General features: G+C 36.1%; 22 protein-coding genes. 11 read left to right on the top strand and 11 right to left on the bottom strand.

The genetic code is table 11. The features are described 5' to 3' along the window. The first annotated feature begins 239 nt into the window (after nucleotides 1-239). Nucleotides 240-935, top strand: coding sequence for a VIT family protein (locus KO524_RS08300; RefSeq protein ID WP_219292859.1), 696 nt, complete (start codon nucleotides 240-242; stop codon nucleotides 933-935). 86 nt (nucleotides 936-1021) lie between these two features. On the opposite strand, the gene KO524_RS08295 is transcribed toward KO524_RS08300, so the two are convergent. Further along, nucleotides 1022-1576 carry a pyridoxamine 5'-phosphate oxidase family protein gene (locus KO524_RS08295; RefSeq protein WP_219292857.1) on the bottom strand — a complete coding sequence of 185 codons (555 nt, stop codon included), beginning with the start codon at nucleotides 1574-1576 and terminating at the stop codon, nucleotides 1022-1024. Nucleotides 1577-1905: 329 nt separating this feature from the next. On the opposite strand from KO524_RS08295, the gene mdtD reads away from it, so the two are divergent. Then, nucleotides 1906-3345, top strand: coding sequence for a multidrug transporter subunit MdtD (mdtD, locus tag KO524_RS08290; RefSeq protein WP_219292855.1), 1440 nt, complete (start codon nucleotides 1906-1908; stop codon nucleotides 3343-3345). 229 nt (nucleotides 3346-3574) lie between these two features. Here the strand turns inward: mdtD and KO524_RS08285 are convergent, their stop codons facing one another. The 5 genes from KO524_RS08285 to KO524_RS08265 form a co-directional block, all read right to left on the bottom strand. Continuing rightward, complete coding sequence (locus KO524_RS08285; RefSeq protein WP_219292853.1) at nucleotides 3575-4069, bottom strand: hypothetical protein; 495 nt, start codon at nucleotides 4067-4069, stop codon at nucleotides 3575-3577. A 142-nt stretch (nucleotides 4070-4211) separates the two neighbouring features. Beyond that, nucleotides 4212-4382, bottom strand: coding sequence for a hypothetical protein (locus KO524_RS08280; protein ID WP_219292851.1), 171 nt, complete (start codon nucleotides 4380-4382; stop codon nucleotides 4212-4214). A gap of 79 nt (nucleotides 4383-4461) precedes the next feature. Next, nucleotides 4462-4923 carry an IS200/IS605 family transposase gene (gene tnpA, locus KO524_RS08275; RefSeq protein WP_219292849.1) on the bottom strand — a complete coding sequence of 154 codons (462 nt, stop codon included), beginning with the start codon at nucleotides 4921-4923 and terminating at the stop codon, nucleotides 4462-4464. A gap of 617 nt (nucleotides 4924-5540) precedes the next feature. Further along, nucleotides 5541-6215: a thioredoxin family protein gene (locus KO524_RS08270; RefSeq protein ID WP_219292847.1), complete on the bottom strand. Its 675-nt coding sequence runs from the start codon at nucleotides 6213-6215 to the stop codon at nucleotides 5541-5543. Nucleotides 6216-6293: 78 nt separating this feature from the next. Continuing rightward, nucleotides 6294-6788: a TlpA family protein disulfide reductase gene (locus tag KO524_RS08265; RefSeq protein ID WP_219292845.1), complete on the bottom strand. Its 495-nt coding sequence runs from the start codon at nucleotides 6786-6788 to the stop codon at nucleotides 6294-6296. A gap of 540 nt (nucleotides 6789-7328) precedes the next feature. On the opposite strand from KO524_RS08265, the gene KO524_RS08260 reads away from it, so the two are divergent. After that, on the top strand, nucleotides 7329-7832 hold the full coding sequence (locus KO524_RS08260; RefSeq protein WP_219292843.1) for a DUF2004 domain-containing protein: 504 nt from the start codon (nucleotides 7329-7331) through the stop codon (nucleotides 7830-7832). A gap of 48 nt (nucleotides 7833-7880) precedes the next feature. Continuing rightward, entirely contained in the window at nucleotides 7881-8273 is a 393-nt protein-coding gene (locus KO524_RS08255; RefSeq protein WP_219292841.1) for a VOC family protein, read from the top strand. Between the two features lie 18 nt (nucleotides 8274-8291). Here the strand turns inward: KO524_RS08255 and KO524_RS08250 are convergent, their stop codons facing one another. Further along, nucleotides 8292-8696, bottom strand: coding sequence for a Fur family transcriptional regulator (locus KO524_RS08250; protein ID WP_219292839.1), 405 nt, complete (start codon nucleotides 8694-8696; stop codon nucleotides 8292-8294). A gap of 155 nt (nucleotides 8697-8851) precedes the next feature. Between KO524_RS08250 and KO524_RS08245 the strand changes: the two genes are divergently transcribed. Further along, complete coding sequence (locus KO524_RS08245; RefSeq protein ID WP_219292837.1) at nucleotides 8852-9760, top strand: NAD(P)/FAD-dependent oxidoreductase; 909 nt, start codon at nucleotides 8852-8854, stop codon at nucleotides 9758-9760. 502 nt (nucleotides 9761-10262) lie between these two features. On the opposite strand, the gene KO524_RS08240 is transcribed toward KO524_RS08245, so the two are convergent. Both KO524_RS08240 and KO524_RS08235 read right to left on the bottom strand, forming a co-directional pair. Further along, a complete protein-coding gene (locus tag KO524_RS08240) occupies nucleotides 10263-12191 on the bottom strand; it encodes a hypothetical protein (protein ID WP_219292835.1) in 1929 nt (642 codons plus the stop codon). A gap of 421 nt (nucleotides 12192-12612) precedes the next feature. Then, nucleotides 12613-13254 (bottom strand): peroxiredoxin-like family protein, encoded by a 642-nt coding sequence (locus KO524_RS08235; RefSeq protein WP_219292834.1) that lies wholly within the window; start codon nucleotides 13252-13254, stop codon nucleotides 12613-12615. A gap of 105 nt (nucleotides 13255-13359) precedes the next feature. Here KO524_RS08235 and KO524_RS08230 point away from each other — a divergent pair, with 105 nt between their 5' ends. Then, nucleotides 13360-13713, top strand: coding sequence for a helix-turn-helix domain-containing protein (locus tag KO524_RS08230; RefSeq protein WP_219292832.1), 354 nt, complete (start codon nucleotides 13360-13362; stop codon nucleotides 13711-13713). A gap of 83 nt (nucleotides 13714-13796) precedes the next feature. On the opposite strand, the gene KO524_RS08225 is transcribed toward KO524_RS08230, so the two are convergent. Then, complete coding sequence (locus KO524_RS08225; RefSeq protein WP_219292830.1) at nucleotides 13797-14738, bottom strand: sterol desaturase family protein; 942 nt, start codon at nucleotides 14736-14738, stop codon at nucleotides 13797-13799. A 182-nt stretch (nucleotides 14739-14920) separates the two neighbouring features. Here KO524_RS08225 and KO524_RS08220 point away from each other — a divergent pair, with 182 nt between their 5' ends. From KO524_RS08220 to KO524_RS08200, 5 genes are all read left to right on the top strand, one after another. Further along, nucleotides 14921-15223 (top strand): hypothetical protein, encoded by a 303-nt coding sequence (locus KO524_RS08220; RefSeq protein WP_219292828.1) that lies wholly within the window; start codon nucleotides 14921-14923, stop codon nucleotides 15221-15223. Nucleotides 15224-15288: 65 nt separating this feature from the next. Beyond that, a complete protein-coding gene (locus KO524_RS08215; protein WP_219292826.1) occupies nucleotides 15289-16749 on the top strand; it encodes an amino acid permease in 1461 nt (486 codons plus the stop codon). 381 nt (nucleotides 16750-17130) lie between these two features. Beyond that, nucleotides 17131-17922: an N-acyl homoserine lactonase AttM gene (attM, locus tag KO524_RS08210; RefSeq protein WP_255555199.1), complete on the top strand. Its 792-nt coding sequence runs from the start codon at nucleotides 17131-17133 to the stop codon at nucleotides 17920-17922. 12 nt (nucleotides 17923-17934) lie between these two features. Further along, a complete protein-coding gene (locus KO524_RS08205; protein ID WP_219292824.1) occupies nucleotides 17935-19062 on the top strand; it encodes a zinc-dependent alcohol dehydrogenase family protein in 1128 nt (375 codons plus the stop codon). Between the two features lie 96 nt (nucleotides 19063-19158). After that, on the top strand, nucleotides 19159-20604 hold the full coding sequence (locus KO524_RS08200; RefSeq protein ID WP_219292822.1) for an NAD-dependent succinate-semialdehyde dehydrogenase: 1446 nt from the start codon (nucleotides 19159-19161) through the stop codon (nucleotides 20602-20604). Nucleotides 20605-20809: 205 nt separating this feature from the next. Here the strand turns inward: KO524_RS08200 and KO524_RS08195 are convergent, their stop codons facing one another. Then, entirely contained in the window at nucleotides 20810-21283 is a 474-nt protein-coding gene (locus tag KO524_RS08195; RefSeq protein ID WP_219292820.1) for a hypothetical protein, read from the bottom strand. Nucleotides 21284-21408: the final 125 nt, after the last annotated feature.

Raw genomic sequence — 21408 nt, 5'->3', positions numbered from 1 at the left:
TTAGGCAAAAGTACTGTAATTTTTAATACGATGGATTGGTATTTTTAATATTTATTTTTATTCGTGTATTTTTTATATTAAATAACTGTATAATAGTGTTTTATAATTTTTTATTTAATCCATAAATAGAATGGAAATTCTAAGATGTAGCTGTTGAGTGGAATCGAAAAGCATAATAATGCGCTGTTGCTGCAAATTATTCTTTAACTTTAGTATGGTATTTTTAAATAGGGATAAATATGGAGACTAAACGGGAAATGCATTATATAACGAGAAGTGGTTGGCTTCGAGCGGCTGTTTTGGGAGCTAACGACGGCATTATATCGACCACGAGTTTGGTGATTGGTATAGCTGCGGCAAGTGACACGAGAGACCCGGTGGTACTGGCAGCAGTTGCGGGTATAGTTGCCGGTGCGCTGTCGATGGCGGCGGGGGAATACGTATCGGTCAGTTCACAGAGTGATATTGAAAAAGCCGATTTAATACGAGAACAGATAGAATTGAATGAGTGGCCAGAGGCGGAGTTGGAGGAGTTAACGCAAATCTATAAAGCTAAGGGACTCTCGTCGGACTTGGCTCGGGAGGTAGCGGTACAATTAACCGAATACAATGCCTTAAAAGCGCATGCACACGATGAATTGGGAATTAGTGAGCTCACCCAGGCAAAACCCTTCCAGGCTGCTATATCATCTGCGGTGGCGTTTATCGCAGGAGGTATATTGCCTTTAGTGGTGGCTATAGTGGCACCCATGCCTTATATGTTGTATTACCAATATGCTTTTGCCATAGTGTTTTTAGCACTGTCGGGCAGTTTGGCTGCGAGAGCTGGTGGTTTTAACAAGGGGAAATCAATCCTGCGCATCTGCCTTTGGGGGACGGTAGCCATGATAGTATCGGCATTAGTCGGTTATATTTTTGGCGTACAAACCGCATAGGAATCATACGAGGAGTTTTGATTAAAAGCTATAAAAAAGGCGAAACACTTGAGGTGTTTCGCCTTATATATACGCTGTAATAGCGGTTAGTTTTGCTCTGAATCTACGTTGTGAGCACCGTGATTACCGGTTCTATGATCTTGGACTTCTAAGTCTGCATTTACGAAATAAGCACTTCCAAATCCGTTTACATAAGCGCCTTTGATCGGTTTTAAATCAAACATGATAAAGTCGTCCATTTCAGAAATAACATCAACCACTTTTCCGTGTCTTGTTTTTAAAGCTTCTAAAGCTCTGTTCCACAAATCACCGCCTTTTTCTACCAAAACAGCTTCACTATCAATAGTTAGACGATTACGTGCATAAATCTGACGAGATGCAGACTCATCATCGATAAACATAAAAGAAACTTTCTTACCGTCTCTTAAGTTTTTGGTATGGCGTGCCATATAAGAAACTAAAATCTGAAAACTTCCGTCTAAATTTACAAACGGAGCATAACTAGAGTTTGGAATACCCTCTGTGTCGACGGTTGCTAAAATCAACGATTTTGAACTTTCGATCAACTCTTGAACTTTAGGTGCTTTTGGTTGTACTTTGCTGTGGTCTAATTCTGCTGGATTACCATGATTATTACTCATAATATGTGTATTTATTAATAAACTTCAATGTTTTTCTACCTTATTTCACTTGTAAAAAAGATAGAAATTATAATGCGCTAATTTAAACCAAATAAGAATAATATCCTACCCTAAGAAAAAAAATTAAAAGACCAATTGTAGTACTTTTAAGACTTATCAGAGACGGATACTCCCAGCAGTCCACGGTTATAGCCTTTCATAGACAGGGAATATAAACTTATTTTGGGGAATTTTTAAGGGGAATTTCAACGGATAAGCGTGTTTAAAATTGTAAATTTGTGAAAGTCAGATTTTCTTTCTCCAGTTAATTAACACGACAAACAGATAAGATGAGTTCAGAATCATTGGTAAATGCAACGACCCAAAAATATTTGCCATGGCTTGGAGCCATGGCTATTTTTATGCAAGCTTTAGATGCGACTATTTTAAATACCGCCTTACCATCGATTGCGAAAAACCTAAACGAATCGCCTTTAAAATTGCAATCGGTTATCGTTGCTTACACCTTGACTGTGGCTTTACTGATTCCATTGAGCGGTTGGTTGGCCGATAAATATGGAACCAAAAAGATCTTTATGACGGCAGTCGGCATTTTTGCCTTGGGGTCCTTGTGTTGTAGTTTGTCCATTACCTTAGATCAATTGGTGATGTCGCGAATAGTTCAGGCGGTTGGCGGATCGATGATGGTGCCTGTGGCGCGATTGACGTTGATTTATGCCTATCCAAAAGATCAGTTGTTAAAAGTGATTAATTTCATTACGATTCCCGCTCTGATTGGTCCGATGTTAGGGCCTACGGTTGGTGGTTTTTTGGTAGAAACCCTATCGTGGCACTGGATTTTTTTGGTCAATATACCGTTTGGAATTTTTGCTATATGGATGGCGAGTTTTGCCATACCCGATTTTAAAAACCCGGTGAAGCGATTTGATATTTGGGGATGGATATGCTTTAGTGGTGGATTGACAACCTTGACTTTGATTATTGAACGTTGGAATTCGGACGCTGTCAAATTATGGCATTTGGGGGTACTGTTTGCGATTTCTGTTGTCTTAATCAGTTTATATATCTACCATGCTAAACGGGTTGACAACCCATTAATCAATTTAAACCTCTTTAAGATTAGAACTCTAAGGGTTGGATTAATAGCTAATCTGGTTACTCGATTTGGGATTGGTGGTATGCCGCTGATGATTCCTTTAATGCTTCAAGTGGGGTATGGTTATTCTGCGTTTTATGCGGGTATTATGATGATTCCTTCAGCCTTATCGAATCTTACGGCACGTTCTTTTGTAGTGCCGATCGTAAGGCGATATGGGTATAAGATGACTTTAATGTATAACACAGCGATTTTAGGGGTACTGATAGCGGTTTTTTTCTTTTTACAACAAAATACCCCTTTATATATACTGATACCGATGTTGATGGCACACGGTTGTATCAGTGCCATTCAATTTACATCTTTAAACACCATCTCGCTAGCTGATTTGGACAAAGAGACCTCGAGTGAAGGGAATAGTTTGCTGTCGGTTACGCAGCAATTGTCGTTGAGTTTGGGGATCTCGATAGCCGCGATGATTTTAGTCTTGTTTAAAAATAGCGAGTGGTTGGACCACAGTCAGGATATCACTGTATTCCGATATACCTTTTTAGTGATGGGAATCATGACGATTTTGTCGTCGCTAATATTTTTGAATCTCAAAAGAGAAGATGGAAATGCATTGTCGGGTAAACGGGTTTACAAAGGGAAAAAGTTTAAAAAACAACCTTAATCCCAAGCCTGTCGTTGTCATATCCCTTGATTTTTACCGCTGTTGATTGTTCTGGTCTCGATGAATTTTTGGCGGTACGACGGTGCAATTTCGATGCAGTTTTGCTATAAAATGTCAATTGCTACGGTGTGAGCTTTGCAGACTGCTAAAACTTGCGTCCTTTTATATTAACGAGGATATTAAAGCTCGTTGGGGAGTTAAATAGCGAACTTGTAAGTATGGTTTGAGATTATTTTAGTTCTATTCGACCCGCATCTTTAAGCAAATAGCGTAAATCAGAAGGTTTTAATGATAAACAACGAAAATCGAGTTGATCGATAGTCACACCGTCCTGTAGCACGATATTTTTGTTACGGATGCGGTACAAATCCACAAAAGGTGAATCGGTCCATTCTAAAGTGTATTGATAACCGTCTTTGATCAGTTGTGTTTTTGGATCTACTTCGAGAACCATATAGTCGTGAAACGTTTTAATTGTTCCATCAAACGAATTCCCTTGATAGGTAGCCATCAAGCAGTAGACGTCGTTTTTACCTTTTAAAGGTTTGGAAAAGGCTTCTACAATTTGGTTTTTAGATCTCAATTGATCCGCTTCCAATTTTTTGAAAGCCCTTTGATCGATACGTGATTTTTCGGTTTTATGCTGTAATAGATAAACCGACTCTTGCCCATAGCTCAGGTTAATAAAGCTGAATAAGCACAAAAATAAGCTAAGTAATCTCATGATTTTTATAGTAAAAATAAGTATTTTATATAATTTGGCAAAATTATAATTTTATAAAATCGATATACCAAGAATTACAAAATAAAAATCACAATAAATAAAATTTTATTTAATACGGTAATTCTAATAAAGCATTCCAAATTTATCCATTTTCACCACACAAGCCCGTAGGGCTGACATGATTATAGATTAACATCGCGATTAACATCACAATCAACGCCATGATTAACGGCATCATTACCATCACAATGGGATTAGGCATTATCGTTCCAAATTTATTCATTTTCACCACACAAGCCCGTAGGGCTGACATAATTATAGATTAACGTAATCAACATCGTCATTAACATCGTAATCAACATCGTGGATTAAATTTGTGATCAACATCGTGATTAGGTTTTTTCATCAAATAAATTGGTGTCGTTATGTTCAACCTGGAATTTTTGTAAAAATTCGATATATTCTTCTTCAAATGTCTTTTTGCGATGATGTTTTTCTTGATTTAATATATATTGATATACGCTGTCAATTTGCGAGTGAGCGTAAGAAAACGCACCATAACCTTCTTGCCAATAAAATTTTTGATTTAACCATCCTTGTTCATTGATGTATTTAGAAGAATTGTTTTTAATATCTCTCACTAAATCTGAAATACACATGGAAGGTTTTATTCCTACAAAAATGTGCACATGATCTTCAGTACCGTTTATGATGATGGGTTTCTGACCTTTGGAGCTAATGATACCCGCGATGTATTTGAAGACTTCTTCGCGCCATTGTTTATTTAAAAGCTTTTGTCTTCTTTTTACTGCAAAGACGTATTGAATATAAATTCGGGAATAGGTATTTGCCATTGTTTTATGTTTTAGATATAATTGTTTCATTTTAAAATTGTATCATCCCTACGGGATTGTTTTTGTTATGTAAATGTTCGTGTGATTTTTTATAATTGTTTCATCCCTACGGGATTGTTTGGAATCGGGATGTTTTGTAATTATTTCATTATATAATTGTATCATTCTAAAATTGTTTCATCCCTACGGGATTGTTTTTGTTATGAAAATGTTCGTATGATTTTTTTTAATTTTATAATTGTTTCATCCCTACGGGATTGTTTGAAATCGTATTGTTTTTAACCATTTCATTTGAAAACCATTATCATTCGATAATCATTTCCATTCTAAAATTGTATCATCCCTACGGGATTGTTTGGAATCGGGATGTTTTATAATTATTTCATTCTAAAATTGTATCATCCCTACGGGATTGTTTGGAATCGGGATGTTTTATAGTTGTTTCATCCCTACGGGATTGGTTATAATCAAGATCTTTTGTTTTTTTTTCATTTTACAATCATTTCTTTATTTCATCCCTACGGGATTTTTATGGCTTTTTAATTTTGGGTGGGATGCTAGTTTATATAAAAAAATAACTGGAGCGAATGGCTCCAGTTATCAGGGTATTTTGAAATCTATTTAACTTTGATGGTACATCCAATTGCAACGGTTTTTTGGGTTTTAATCGGCGTTCCTGCTAATAATGCATTAACAGCATCTTCGACATAACGCTCGCTAACATCGTTTTCATTTTCGTAATTGTTGTCAATGGCTCCGATGTATTTGACGATGTTTTTACCGTTTTCTTTGTTTAAGATATACACATGCGGCGTTTTGGTTGCGCCATAAACCGGGTAGATTTTCTGACCTTCATCGATTAGATAGGGAAAATTAAATCTCTTTTCTTTGGCGCGTTCTTGCATTTTTTCAAAACTGTCCTGTGGTTGTACTGCAGGATCATTGGGGTTTATAGCAATTACGGGATATCCCATCTTTTCAAACTTTTTGTTTAAAGCGATGATGCGATTTTCGTAGGCCTTCGAATACGGGCAATGATTACAAGTGAAAATAACGATATATCCTTTTGCATCGGGATAATTGGCTAGAGACACCATTTTGTTATCGATATTTTTTAACGAAAAATCCATAGCTTCTGAACCAATGGTGTAACCGCTGATGGCGGTTTCGTCTGCTGTGGGACTAACATTCGCTGTCGGGGTTTGAGCAACCGCTGTTTCCGCTGTGGTTTCTGCCTTTTTACAAGCTGTTAAACCGATAATAGCCAAGGCTATTAGTACAATTTTTTTCATATTTACGTTGTTATTGATTGTTTTAAAAATCGCTCAAAGGAGCATAAAAGGAGTTTAAATATTGGATTTAAATGGATATTACAAATGAGTTTTTATTAATGCTTCAAGTTCGTCTTTGGATAGGGATTGCTCTTTAAATACTAGTTTTTTTCCGTTTTTATAAAGAAATGTCGCCGGTATGGCTCCCGACCAGTTGGGGTCGAAGGCCGGTATCCATGTATTCATACGCTTATTGTCATCGAGTAGGTAAACATCTGTTGTGATGTTTTGCGTGACTAAAAATGGCTTCATCACCGTTTCAAAATCTTTGGCACGGTCTAAACTGACCAATACCATTTTAAAGTTTTTGTGGTCTTTATACTTTTCATTGATAGCCATAAAATCCGGTAATTCCTCTATACAAGGTTTGCACCAGGTAGCCCAAAAATTAACGACATATAATAGATCGTCTTGTTGGTTAATCGTCTTTTCCAATTCCTCGTATGCAAGCATTTTAACGATAGGCTTGGTAGGTTTTGGCGATTGGCAACTCACCATAAGCAGGCATACTATGCTGATATAAATAAACTTCATGGTTTTTTTTTTAAGCTGTAATTTATGTTTTTTTATTTTCAACACAAGCTGTTCTTAATTTTTTAACATTATTTAATAGGGATGAATTCTTGATGTAATAAGGCATATACCAGTCTATTTATATGTATAAAAGTACATCATATGTTGTTTTTTAAGGAGTAATTTATTTTTTTATCAGATATAGGTCGGTTAAATATTCAATCGAGAAGTATAGGTTAGTGCTTTTATTTCTTAAATAAATCTGTGGGTAGTTTTTATTTTTAGATTTAAATATTAATAAGGTGGTTATTCGGTTTTTGTAGTTAATATATATTGATAATTGGCTGTTTTTGTTGATTTTTGCTAGAATTTTTGATATGTAGTAAGGAATGATAACTGAAATTTAATCTGAAATAATGTAAAATGTTTAACAAATTTGTTATTTTTGAATATTGTATTTCATGAAATCTAATTATTTTAATTAATAAAAATGGATCTTAATAGAAAATTAAGTAGCATTTTTTCAATAGAATACAAAAAATGATTTTTAAAAAGAGGTAGATGGGAGAGTTTAAGCTATTAAATGTCGGAGTGATAAAAGGCGATGATTTAGAAGTATATTATCAAGTGATGATGGAATTCGATGGTCAACCTTATAGTTTGGAACTGAATTTTAGAAAAAAAACAATTGAAGAGTCGAAACAGGGTAAACTAAAGAATTTTGTGTTTAACTTGGAAAAGTATGAAGCGGCAAATAGAGAGGTCTTGGAAGATGATTTTTCCAATAATGGGCAGGTACATTCCTATATTGATTTCAATTGCAATCGCTTTGGACTGGATGCTTTAGCCCGTCAATTTGGGTTAGATGCTCAAGCGAGCGATTTTAAGCTTCAGTTGTTAAAACATCTAAAATTAATTCGAGTAGGTGTATATCCCGATGGTCAATACCACACACCGTATTATGCGACTTTTGACTATGTGTTAAACGGTGAATTGTCTTATCAGATTATTGCGATTAAAACAAGTGACGAAGGGGCTTTTGAATCTTTATCTTGGGAACGTTAGCGTTTATATTTTAAATAAATAATCTTGTGTTTAATAAATAGTAAAGAAATGAGTTCCAATTGCAATGCCGTAGTGTATTTTGAGATTCCGGTTAGGGATATCAATCGAGCCATTTCTTTTTATAAGGCCATTTTTGATTTCGATTTTGAAATTGATTATATCGACCATAATGAGATGGCTATTTTTCCATTTTTCGATAAATTAAGAGGTATTTCAGGAGCCTTAGTAAAAGGAGAAATATATATCCCGTCTTTAAATGGGACCTTGATTTATTTTAATACAGACGATATCGAGGCCAGCCTTCAGCTGGTTGTGGAGCAAAGAGCCAAAATCTTATATCCCAAAACCTCCAATGGAATTTGGGGATACGTGGCTGAATTTCAAGATTCTGAAGGAAATCGAATCGGTCTACATATGAAAGTATTGGAGTCACCGATATAAAGTCAATTACCCCTAATTTTAAATTAACGCTGTTTCTAAAGCCGTTGTGCAGCTTGCACAATATCCCGATATAAAACCATTAAAGTTATCTGCCGTATAACCGGGAGGAAGTTTTACTTTGATTTCTTGTTCTAAACATTCAACAGTGTCGCAGCGCAAACAGCGAAAGTGAAAGTGCTGATGTTTGTGTTTTTTCTCGGAACAATTGATGCAATACGCAAAGTATTGCTTACCGTCGTCGCCAATTATTTTATGTACAATCCCATCCTTCGAAAATCGATTTAACACCCTGTATATCGTTGCACGGTCGATTTCTTGCTGTAATTGACCTTGTAAAAAATCGTGACTAACTGCCTTTTTACTGGTCTTAATAGAATCTAAAATCAAAGTTTGTGCTTTGGTATTCCGTGTGTTTTTCTTCATTTTAAAAAAATTGTAACGCGACAAAGTCGCATTAGTGGAATAAATAGTATATTTGTCAAAAGTAGGGAATCCTATTCATAGGAAAAAAATATTCTCAAAAGTAATGTGCTTTTGTTTTTGTAAAACACTCATTTTGAACAATAACAGTTTTTATTATGCAAGAAAATAATTTATATGAGGTAATCGTTGTTGGTGGAAGTTATTCCGGACTGTCCGCAGCTTTATCATTAGCAAGATCATTGCGTAAGGTTTTAATCATCGATAGCAATAGACCTTGTAATCGGCAAACGCCCCATTCGCATAATTTTTTAACACGCGATGGTTTTGCACCCGCCGAATTGGCCTCAATAGCAAGGACACAATTGCTGAAATACGACACGGTTCAATTTAAAGACGATATTGCTGAGTCTGCTACAATAATCGATTTCGGTTTTAAACTACAAACCCAAACAGGAAACGTATTTCATACCAAAAAATTAATTATGGCAACGGGATTAGAGGATTTATTAGCAGAGATACCGGGGGTAAAAGAAAGCTGGGGTATTTCGACAATACATTGCCCGTATTGTCACGGATATGAGTTTAAGAATCAAGAGACTGGGGTTTTTAGTAACGGCACTACAGGAGTCGGCTTGGTTAAACTCATATCGAATTGGTCAAAAAAAATCACACTTTTTACGAATGGGCCTAGTACTTTGACTTACGAAGAGGCGCAATTGCTAGAACGCAACCAAATAAAGGTTGTAGAAACTGAAATTGAGCGATTTGAAGAACAAAACGGTTTGATTAGCGAAATAAGGTTAAGGGATGGAAGCTCACACAGCACAGCGGTAGTTTATATGCGACCTCCGGTCAAACAACAGTCGGATATTCCTTTGCATTTAGGTGCGGAATTCACGCCCCAAGGCCTTTTAAAGGTAGATGAGTCACGTCAAACCACGGTACCCAATTTATATGCATGTGGAGATAATTCGTCGCACCGATCTGTTGCCTCAGCAGTTGCTACCGGTTCCTTAGCGGGCGCGATGGTGAATTCCAGTTTGATTGAAGCGGAATTTATTTAATGTAAAATAAATCCGGTTTAATACCGGATTTATAAATCCAATGTAGCACAATCGATTTGATGGTGACAATAATATTAATGGCGAGGCTGATCATTTTTATTTTCCAATAATAAGACTTTATATTATTTAATCCAGCATGGGTAAACTTTTTTCTTGAATAAGCACACTCCGCAGTAATATAGTAGATACTCTGTGGTTTTTTTAAAGCCCCGCAGTAGTTACTTTGGAGTTGTAGTAAACATATTTGCAACATTAATTAAATTTGTTGTTCTAAAAGAAGAAGTGTTAATATTATTTTCGAAATTCAAAATAAATCATATTGGACTTTTGTCGTTTTTGCTTAAAACATATTCTTCAATTTTTGGTTTGTGTGATAATTATGCTGAGATAAGGCGAAGATCAAAATGTTGAAATTTAATCAGAAATCGAATTAAAAATATGTGAAAATTATAATTTTTAACAATAAACCCCATTTTTGGCACTGCCTAATGAACAACTGTTTTTAATCAATTGAATAATAATAATTTTTTTTACGTTGATCTATATTTATAAGGCCTTTTTTTGCTAACACTCTTGAGCCCCATAATGAAACTTTTTGATAGGTACAACCCACAGCATCAGCAATTTCTCTTGCATTCATAGCTTCATCTAAGGATAACGATGAGATTTGACCTAAAATTTTTATTTCAACTTCAGCATAATTGCCTTCTGTTATCGGGGCTTCCATATGAATTATTTCCTCTAAAATCTCATCATCTTCGAAGCATCTTTTGACTTTAGATTTTACTACTTCGCTTTCTTCATAAATTTTACCACAATTAGGGCAGCGATAGCTCTTAGATTTTCCTCTACTAAAATAAGGATCAAATTCCTTAACAACATTGTCATAAACGAATCGTACTGCTGTATACTCATCTTTTTCATCTGCATATTTGATATTGAACTCATTACAAATGTCAAAATCAATACTGTATAAATTGTAAGTTCCTCCATATTTAGATGCAATATTCTCTGAAAGGAAATGTAAATGAAAGTTTTCGCACAAAATATTTAGATAATCTTTTCTTATTGGGTCAATTAAAATGTGACTTGCGGGTCTATCGGGATGTTTATTTTTTTCACTTACCGCCTTAGTTATTATTGCATTCCACATATCCATATAAAATCCTGGTATAAGTTTCCTTTTTATACTACCTTCAAATTGACGTTGATATGTCTTTCTAGCTGATGATATACCATAATTTATTTCTGATAAGCCAATTTTATTATCTGATGAATTTGTTTGTGCTTGTATAAAAGCTTGTTGTAGTATGATACCGATAGTACGAGGTACACCAATTGCTTCTTTAGTGATTCTAGAAAATATTTGCTCTATTGACGCTTTAAATACATCTTGAGTTTTTAAACCATTACCAAAAATCGAAATACGTTTAGTAATTAGAATTTCAACAAACTCTTGCATCTTCTTAATAGCTGCCATTGCACCTCCATATCTATCAACATAATCATTAAAATTTAAAGGAACGGGAAAAATATCACGACCAATTATTATCTTGTCACCAAAATCATATCGATCAGTAATCACACCTACTTTAAAGAACATTCCAATTCTAGAACCCAAAAAAGTTTTTAGTAAATTTGAGAATTTAAGTTGTGAATTAGTAGATAAATCAGAATATTCGTCTATAAAGATGTATATGTTGTCAATTTTTGCTTTTCTCTTTATAATATTTACCTTATTTAGAAAATCTTGTACATTTATGCCTCTAAGCTGATTATATGTATTAGCTGTTTCAATAGAAGCGCCTGTACTTATTTTACCTCCTAATTCTGCATTTATCAAACTAAGTTTTTGATTTATTTCAGTTTGCTCATTTTGAGTCATTTTTGTTGAAATGGTTGTAGTAGTTTGATTTCTTAAGGAGATACCTTCAACAAGTACCTTTTCTATAAACTCTAAATCTTCGAGAGCAGGATTTTCTTTTTTGAAGACTACTAAAAAATTGTCATCAAACATTAATTCCAATTGTTTTTTTAGTGATTCAATTATTTGTCTTATAAAGTGTACTTCTATTAATTGTAAATTATCTTCACTGTCAAATAGATCATTACAAGTGCTTAAGTCAATATAGATTGGTAATACTTTTTCTTGATCAAAAACAGACTTTTTAGCTTTAAGTTTTGGTGAAATTGTTTTTAAGCATTCATAATATGCCCTTAATAAATTAGTTGTTTTGCCAGTACCTCTTCGACCAGCAATAAAATTGTCCTGTTTTTGTAAAAGGCTTTGCATAATTCCAAAAAAATCAACATAGTAATCCTCTAAATTTTCAAGCTCATTTATTTGGTCGAGTGTTATATAATCTGCTCTTAATATCGAATCAAAAGCGTCTCTTATATTTTTTAATTCTTTTGGTGTCATTGTTTTCATTTAAAATGTAGTGTAACATAATTTATTCAAGAGTCCCTATCCTTTTACCTGTAAAAAGTCAATTAAACAAAGTTTTCGTAAAATTGATGCGAACATATTAAAGTTTATTATCAAACTAATACGGGAAACCGTACTAATTTGATATTTATAAAAGATCATATAGAATTATTGATTTAGAAATGCTATGATTGAGATTTCATTTTTATAACGATGCGTTTCCATACATAAAGGGACTGTGTTGATCTTTTACTGTTTTAAACCATCTTTTCTAAATGCTTCTTCATTTTTTTCAACCAATCGTTTATGGATGGTAATATTGTAGATATGAAGTTTGATAAACTTATCGATTTGGCATAGCATCTCTTTGGTATCTCAATTTAAGGTACCGGATCATTGTTGTAATAACACAATCGTCACTCCATTAGAGTTGTTTAAGTAGAAGGTCTATGTCTATTCTGCTGGTATAGTTGCTATCAACGAAGGAATAGGTGATGATGGCGTTTTTATCGACTACAAAAACCGCTGGTATAGGGAGTTCATTACTGTTGTTCCCATTAAACGAGGAAAGGTCGATCCCCAATCCGCTGTATGCGACTTGTGCATAGTCTTGTAAGGTAAAAGCAATTCCAAGTTTTTTAGCCAATTCATTGTTTTGATCGAACAACAGTTCAAACGCCAAGTTGTTTTCGGCGATTAATTGTTTGCTGTATGTAGTCAGTTGTGGGCTGATCGCCAGTATTCCTACGCGGTCGAGTTGATTATTTACTAAGAGTTCTTGAATGGCTCTCAATTCCAAGTTGCAATAGGGACACCAAGATCCGCGAAAGAAAAATAAGACCACCTTATCGTACTGCCCCAGTAGTTGCTGTGAATCGATCTTTTGGCTCTCACTGTTCATCAATGAAAATGGCGGTAAACTCATTCCAACCGTCATCGCTTTTTCTTCTATTTTTTGATCTTTTAAATCTTTGATGGATTGCGCAAACAGCTCGTTGATTTCGTCAGGCAATTGTTTGGATAATTCTTTGTTTAGAATTTCTATTTGTTTCGCTAAATTTGACATCTTTTTGCAGTATTAATAAAGGTTATTTTTGGCAAACTTAATCGCTTAATTAATTCCTCACAATACCGCATAATTACAACCCTAAGGGATAAAAAAGTCACTATTATGAAGACTAAGGATTACGAGCTTATAGAAAAACAATGCCCGTTGGAATTTGCGGTAAAAGCAATCAGTGGAAAGTGGAAAATTCCAATCATCTGGCAAATGCATTTGGGCGAGAAAAGACCGAGTGAATTTCTACGTGGAATTGCTAAAGTAGATCGGCGCGTGCTGAACCAGCAACTCAAAGAGATGATGGAAACGGGGTTAATTACCAAAGAGAGTTTTAACGAATTACCTCCAAGAGTTGAATACAGTTTGACCGAATTGGGTCAGGGTTTGGTTAAAGTACTGTGGGACTTAAACGAATGGGGGAAGTTGTTAATACCTGAAAATAAAGAGAGCACTCCTTTGATATAGTAGCTCGTTGTTCAATTAATAATCGCACTAGAAAACCAATAAAAAAATGCGATTCGAACAAGCCGAATCGCATTTTTTTATTCTTATATTTTATCGGTAACAGCTATCGCTTGCTCTCGCATTTCTTTGCGAATCTGTTTGACTGTTTTGCTACTGCCGTCGTGACTCCATCCTGGAGGACCAAAGACATACATAAACTTATCTTTAAATTTTGGCGACTTTTTAGTGTCTTCCCAAATATTGACGTATTCGTGCATTAGAATATTCCATACGTTGTACGAATCCGGAGGCGTGGTTACGCCAAATTCTATCTCGATATTGTCATCCAATTCCTTCCAAGTTCCAAACATCTTATCGAAACAGTTTAAAAAACCACCGTGATTTTTGTCCATATATTCCAGATTTTTAGAGTGATGAACTTGATGCATGGTGTGGGTATTAAAGATTTTTTCTAAAAAACCGAGTTTTGGAACGTATTTGGTGTGTAATTGAAATTGCCAGAGAGATTCAATTCCCAGGCAAACCATCAGCATTTCTGGTGGAAAACCGATGGCTGGTATCCACAAATAAAACAAGGGTTTGTAAAACAGCGTAAACCAACCGTTACGTACAGCAGTACCCAGGTTAAAGTTGTCCGAAGAATGATGTACTATATGTGCTGCCCAAAAAAAGCGTACCATATGATTTTGGCGGTGAAACCAATAGTAACTAAAATCGTCTGCGAGCTGACACAGTATCCAAACATACCAAGCATAACTAAATGATTGCCATCCCATGATATTGGTGCGTACACCGTCAACTATTGGATTAAAAAGCTCGTAAACGGTTGTAAAAACCAATATGGCGGTTACTGTTTTGAGTAAGGCTGCTAGTATCGCAGATCCCAATCCTATGGATAAACTGGAAAACAAATCTTTCCAGTGGTATAAATCTTTCTTTTCGGTGTGTTTGCTATAACTGAGCTCCAGTAAAATCAATGCTAAAAAACAAGGTGTACCATATACTAAGGGGTTGGTAAAATCCATACAGATGTTTTTGTATTAAAAGTTTTAAAACTACTATAAAGTATCGGACATACCATACAAATTGCATTATTTTTTCCTTTATTTAATTTTAAATAAAGAAAAAAGCTCCAATTTACGGGCAGTTTGAGATTATTAACTTACTTTTATCGGCATTGATTTTACGATATAATTAAAAATAGAATATGAAATCTTTTATAAAATTATTGTTGCTTTTTTTGAGTTCCAACTTGGTTATTTTTATAATTTTTTTTAGCGATCAATGGAATAGTTCGAATGCCTCAATCGGTGGAGGGGGATATGATTTAGCTTATTTGTATTATTTAATGGCGGTAATTCTATTTTTAGTCTTTTTTAATTTGTTTTTAGCGATTGCTACTTTATATTTAAAGTCTAAGGCGAGGGAAACCAAAACCACTCAATCTTTTTTATGGATTAGTGTGCCCGCACTACTGCTAGTATTGGGTTTGTTTTTGAGCGAACTATAAATTAAAAAAATCGATTAATTAAATGGTTTTAAAAGACAAATACCATTAAATACAACAAAATAAATATGGTTCAAGACGAAAATTCACAAGGATTAAAAAGAGTTTTAAAAGCAAGACACCTGTCGATGATTGCGATTGGGGGTTCGATTGGTACGGGGCTGTTTGTCGCTTCCGGTGCTACTATTGCCCAGGCAGGACCCGGTGGGGCGTTATTGTCCTACCTTTTTATCGGTGTCATGGTGTATTTTCTGATGACGAGTTTGGGTGAATTGGCGGCTTATATGCCAACATCAGGGTCGTTTTCAACCTATGGAGCGAAGTATGTCGAAGAGGGATTTGGCTTTGCCTTGGGATGGAACTATTGGTATAATTGGGCAATCACCATTGCGGTCGACTTGGTAGCCGCTCAATTGGTTATGAGTTATTGGCTACCCGATATTGACCCGTGGATATGGAGTGCGATTTTCTTGGCCTTACTCTTTGCAATCAACGTAATCTCTACGAAAAATTTTGGAGAGATGGAATTTTGGTTTTCATTGATCAAAGTCGTTACGGTTGTTTTATTTATAGGAATAGGGTTGCTGATGATTGTCGGCATACTCGAAGGAGCTGGGCATGTAAAAGAAAATTGGACGTCTAATGGCGCGCCTTTTTCCGGTGGATTTGCTTCATTAATTGGTGTTGCTATGATCGTTGGCTTTTCGTTTCAGGGAACAGAGCTTATCGGGATAGCCGCAGGAGAATCTGAAAACCCAGAGAAAAATATACCTAAGGCTACCAAGCAAATATTTTGGAGAATTCTACTTTTTTATGTTTTCTCAATCATTATAATCGGAAGTATTATTCCTTATACCGATGTGCGTTTGTTAAACGAAGACATTAGAAACATCAGTATTAGTCCGTTTACGCTGATTTTCGAAAATGCCGGATTACTGGCTGTAGCCTCAGTGATGAACGCCGTGATTTTAACATCGGTGCTTTCTGCTGGAAATTCGGGTATGTATGCATCTACTAGAATGCTTTTCTCGTTGGCTAGGGAAGGAAAAGCACCAAAAATATTTTCAAAAATCACCGCTGGTGGCGTACCTAGAAATGCTTTAATAGCAACGACTTTAATGGCAGCATTGTGTTTTTTAACCTCCTTATTTCCCAATCAACAAATCTATTTGTGGTTATTAAATACCTCGGGAATGACCGGGTTTATCGCTTGGTTGGGTATAGCGATTAGCCATTACCGTTTTAGAAGGGGATATGTGTCTCAAGGACGAGATATTGCAGACTTACCCTATAGAGCAAAACTGTTTCCATTCGGACCATTCTTTGCCTTTTTTGTGTGTTTGGTCATTACTTTAGGTCAAAACTATCAAGCTTTTTTAAACGATAAAATCGATTGGGTTGGCGTTGTGGCAACTTATGTTGGATTACCGATCTTTTTGATTATTTGGTTTGGTTATAAATGGACTAAAAAAACCAAATTTGTAGCTTATAAAAATATGGAATTACCTCCGGTGTCTAAAAGAAAATAACATCATATTACTGAAATTATAACTAAGGCAAAAATCCCGATTTGAACTCAAATCGGGATTTTTGTTTGATACCAAGCCTCAGTACAGATGAAAAGGATTGTAGGTCAATTGGGCCGAGCAGTCAATTCAAAATACAGCTGACTATATATTAATTGGTACTGAAAATTTGCAACAGTTAATTAATGAATGGTGTTCCAATACTGTTTGTGAAGATGAATGCCGCGTTCAAAGTTCTTAATTATGAAAGGATTAACATTTTTGAAATGCGATTTTTTAGTTTTTTTAGTTTTTTCTCATTAAATTGTTATTCCATTAAAAAGAACTTTTAACTAGGTTATTCGTTCGACTTTAATTTTGAAAAACCACAAAAAAACTACTATTATGACAGATGAAATTCGCTTGTATATGTTTCAGACTGGAGTTTTGAAATGTAAGGAAAACAACATTAAAATGAATGCGTCCAACGATCCTTATGAAATTCCCGTGCCTTGGTATTTAATCATACATCCAAAAGGGAATATCATCATCGATGGAGGAAATGCAGTAGAATGCGCAACAGATCCAGTTGGACATTGGGGAGGTATCACACAGGTGTATTGGCCTGTTATGACGGAAGAGGAAGGTTGTTATAATGCAATTAAAAAGCTTGGAGTTGATCCGGCAAGTATAAAATATGTGATTCAAAGCCATTTGCATTTGGATCACACAGGGGCCATAGGGCGTTTTCCCAACGCAACTCATGTTGTTCAACGCGTTGAATACGAATACGCGTTTACGGCAGATTGGTTTGCTGCAGGAGGGTATATTAAGAAAGACTTTAATAAGCCCAATCTAAAATGGCAGTTTCTCGACGGACAGAAAACCGATATCTACGATTTTTATGGAGATGGTACACTTAAGATTATATTCACCCCGGGGCATTCGCCAGGTCATTCGAGTTTTCTAGTGACTTTGCCTAATTCAGGTTCGATTTTATTAGCTATTGATGCGGCTTATACAACGGAACATTGGGATGATAAAGTATTGCCAGGTTTCTTAGCCTCAGCTGTTGATTCGGTGCGTTCTGTCGCAAAAATGCGATTCCTAGCCGATCAAAATGATGCTATGGTTGTTACAGGACATGATCCGGTGAAGTGGGGAACGTTTAAACACGCACCCGAATTTTATAATTAAGACGCCAAATAAATGAAAATAAAAGCAGCAGTACTGAGAAAAATGGGTGCGGAAAGACCGTATACGCAATCCAAGCCCCTAACCATAGAAGAAGTAGAATTAGACGCAGCTGGAGAAGAAGAGGTATGTGTACAAATAAAAGCGGCGGGTTTGTGTCATTCCGATTTATCGGTTATTGATGGAAATCGACCGCGTCCGTTACCGATGGTTTTAGGGCATGAGGCTGCAGGTGTTATTGTTGAAGTAGGACCTAAAGTAAAGAACTTTAAAGTCGGTGATCATGTGGTGTTTGCATTTCTGCCATCCTGTGGACATTGTATTTATTGTCAAACGGGACGAACAGCGCTTTGTGAACCGGGAGCAAAGGCAAATGGCGATGGGACACTTTTAGGTGGGCATCACCGCTTGCATCAAAACGGTCAAGACCTATATCACCACTTAGGTGTTTCAGGATTTGCAGAATATGCCGTTGCATCGATACATTCGTTGGTTAAAATCGATCCGACTATTCCATTTGAGATAGCCGCACTTTTTGGATGCGCTGTGATGACAGGAGTTGGAGCGGTAGTCAATACGGCTCAGTTAAAAATGGGTGATTCGGTTTTGGTGGTGGGACTTGGTGGTGTAGGCTTATCGGCAATTTTGGGAGCTAAAGCTGCTGGTGCTTCACAAGTAATTGCGGCAGACATCAGTCCGTATAAATTGGAGATGGCTAAGGAATTTGGAGCACAAGAGGTGATTAACTCTGCCGATACAGATGCCTTAGAGCAATTGCAAAAACTAACAGCTGGTGGTGTTGATATATCGGTGGAATTTGCCGGAGCCATGCCAGCATTGGATTATGCCTTTAATGCGACCAAAAGAGGGGGAACTACCGTAACCGGAGCATTGCCGCATCCCGATGCTAGATTGAGTTTAAATCCGCTGACTTTAGTCGGACAAGAAAAGAGTTTAAAGGGATGTTATCTCGGTAGCTGTGTTCCCTTAAGAGATATTCCAGCCTATCTCGAATTGTATAAAACAGGACGATTGGCTGTAGATAAGCTGATTACGCATAGAATAAAATTGGAAGACATCAATGAAGGTTTTGAACGTTTAGCCAAGGGTGAAGGCATTCGTCAAGTCATTGTTTTTGACTAATACCATCAGATTCCAGAGCTGAATACGGATTTTTATATAAACGGAAACGGATAAAAAAGGGGAGTCATTGCTCACCTCAAAATACAATAAGAAACGATGAAAAATTTTAAAGAATTAATATTTGATCAATCTTACATCAACGGACAATGGGTTGCCGGGGGAACGGACAAATTTAAAGTAAGGAATCCTGCCGACGGAACTTTGGTGTCTACGGTTTATGATGGGGATACCCTTTTGGTCAACGATGCTATCGATAGTGCACATCAAGCTTTGGGCGCATGGAAAGCCTTGTCGGCAAAAGAGCGCTCGACCATTATGTATCGCTGGTATGAATTGCTGATAAAAAACAAGGAACCACTGGCTATTTTAATGACTTTGGAATGTGGTAAGCCACTTAGTGAAAGTCGTGGAGAGGTTGAATATGGTGCTTCTTTTATACAGTGGTTTGCCGAGGAAGCGAAACGCGCCAATGGCGATATTATACCTGGATTTACAGCTGATCGTCGGGTTATGGTCATCAAACAACCCATAGGTGTAGTCGGGGTGATAACGCCTTGGAATTTCCCCTTGGCGATGATTACGCGTAAATTAGGACCAGCTTTAGCGGTGGGTTGTACTGTGGTTGTTAGACCCAGTGAAGAAACACCTCTTTCCGCATTGGCCATGGTCGCTTTAGCCGATCAAGCGGGTTTCCCAGGGGGAGTAATCAATGTGGTTGTGGGAACGCATGCCGCAGAAACCGGTAAAATTCTATGTGAAAGCCCACTGGTTTCAAAGATTTCGTTTACGGGATCGACACGCGTCGGGCAAATCTTGAGTAATCAAAGCGTATCGACTTTAAAGAAATTGAGTTTGGAATTAGGTGGTAATGCCCCATTTATCGTTTTTGAAGATGCCGATATCGATGCAGCCGTTAAAGGTGCTGTTGCAGGAAAATTTAGATTTTCTGGGCAGACCTGTGTTTGTGTAAATCGAATATTGATACACGAGAAGATCTACGATACTTTTGTCGAACGATTTGTTCAGGTTGTGTCTGAACTAAAAGTCGGAAATGGGCTCGATGTCGGAGTTAACTTTGGTCCGCTAATCAATAAAAAAGCTATCGAACGCAATGAAAAATTCGTTGCTGATGCAATCTCAAAAGGCGGAAAGGTTTTGTTGGGAGGGAAAAAACAAAATGAGTATTTTTTTCTACCCACTGTAATCGGTGATGCAACCGCTGATATGGAATTTGCTAAAGAAGAGATATTTGGACCTATTGCGCCCTTGTTTAAGTTTAAAACAGACGAAGAAGCGATTCAAATGGCAAACGACACCATTTACGGTTTGGCTTCCTATTTTTATACCAAGGATCTAACGCGCAGTTGGAAAGTGAGTGAGGCTTTAGAATATGGAATTGTAGGAATCAATGAAGGCATCATTTCGTCGGAAAGCGTACCTTTTGGTGGGGTTAAATACTCTGGATCGGGTAGAGAAGGATCGCACTATGGCATTGATGATTATGTCGAATTAAAATATATTTGCGTAGGAAATATCAAGTAAATCAAAAAATGACGCGAATGACTGATCTGATGATCACTAAAGAGGAAGTAAAAAAATATCTATTGTATAAACACGGTCTCTATGGTGACTATCAGTATCAATCTTATTGAAGTGGGACTACTGTGACTGTTTGCAATAAAAACATAAAAGAGGCTGTCTTTATGAGACAGCCTCTTGTGTTTTGAAGTCTATAATTTGCAATACCTTAAAGTTGTATTTCAAATGTTCCTTGTTCTATAGTCACAGATTCAGAGTCTTCGTTTTTGTAATTTTTGATGTATAACTTTCCTGCAAAATAGCCCTTGATAAAGTCTTTATTGCTTTCCGATATTTCGATAGTAAAATTTAAAGGGTCAACGGATCCCATGGTCTCGTAGGTAATTCCTTCGATAGTAATAGAAAAATCACCTATATAGTTGTTTTGTGGTATTACGGTGTAGCTAAAATCGACTTGATTTAAACGATTTGCTCCTTCGCTAGTTGTAATACTGTATTGAAGCCATGTATTACTATCAGATTCAGATGACTCTGATTTGACGGATTCCACATGCTTGAAGTTTTTTGAGGTGCCGTTAATTTTAAATTTCACATAAGAACTGCTAGAATCTCCAGAGTCATCTTTGGAACAAGCTGTTGATAGCATCAGAATAATAACAAAAAAAGGTAATATTTTTTTCATAAATTTATGATTAATTAATTCGCTTCAAATATATAAAATTATATTAATATTATTATGAGTTGTTGTTTTTCATGCTATTGTCTGCATATTTAGTTAATATTGGTAGTAAGTTATGTGTTTTTTTA

The sequence above is a fragment of the Flavobacterium sp. NKUCC04_CG genome (genome assembly GCF_019345525.1).
GTDB lineage: Bacteria > Bacteroidota > Bacteroidia > Flavobacteriales > Flavobacteriaceae > Flavobacterium.
This window is presented reverse-complemented; position numbering and strand designations above follow the sequence as displayed.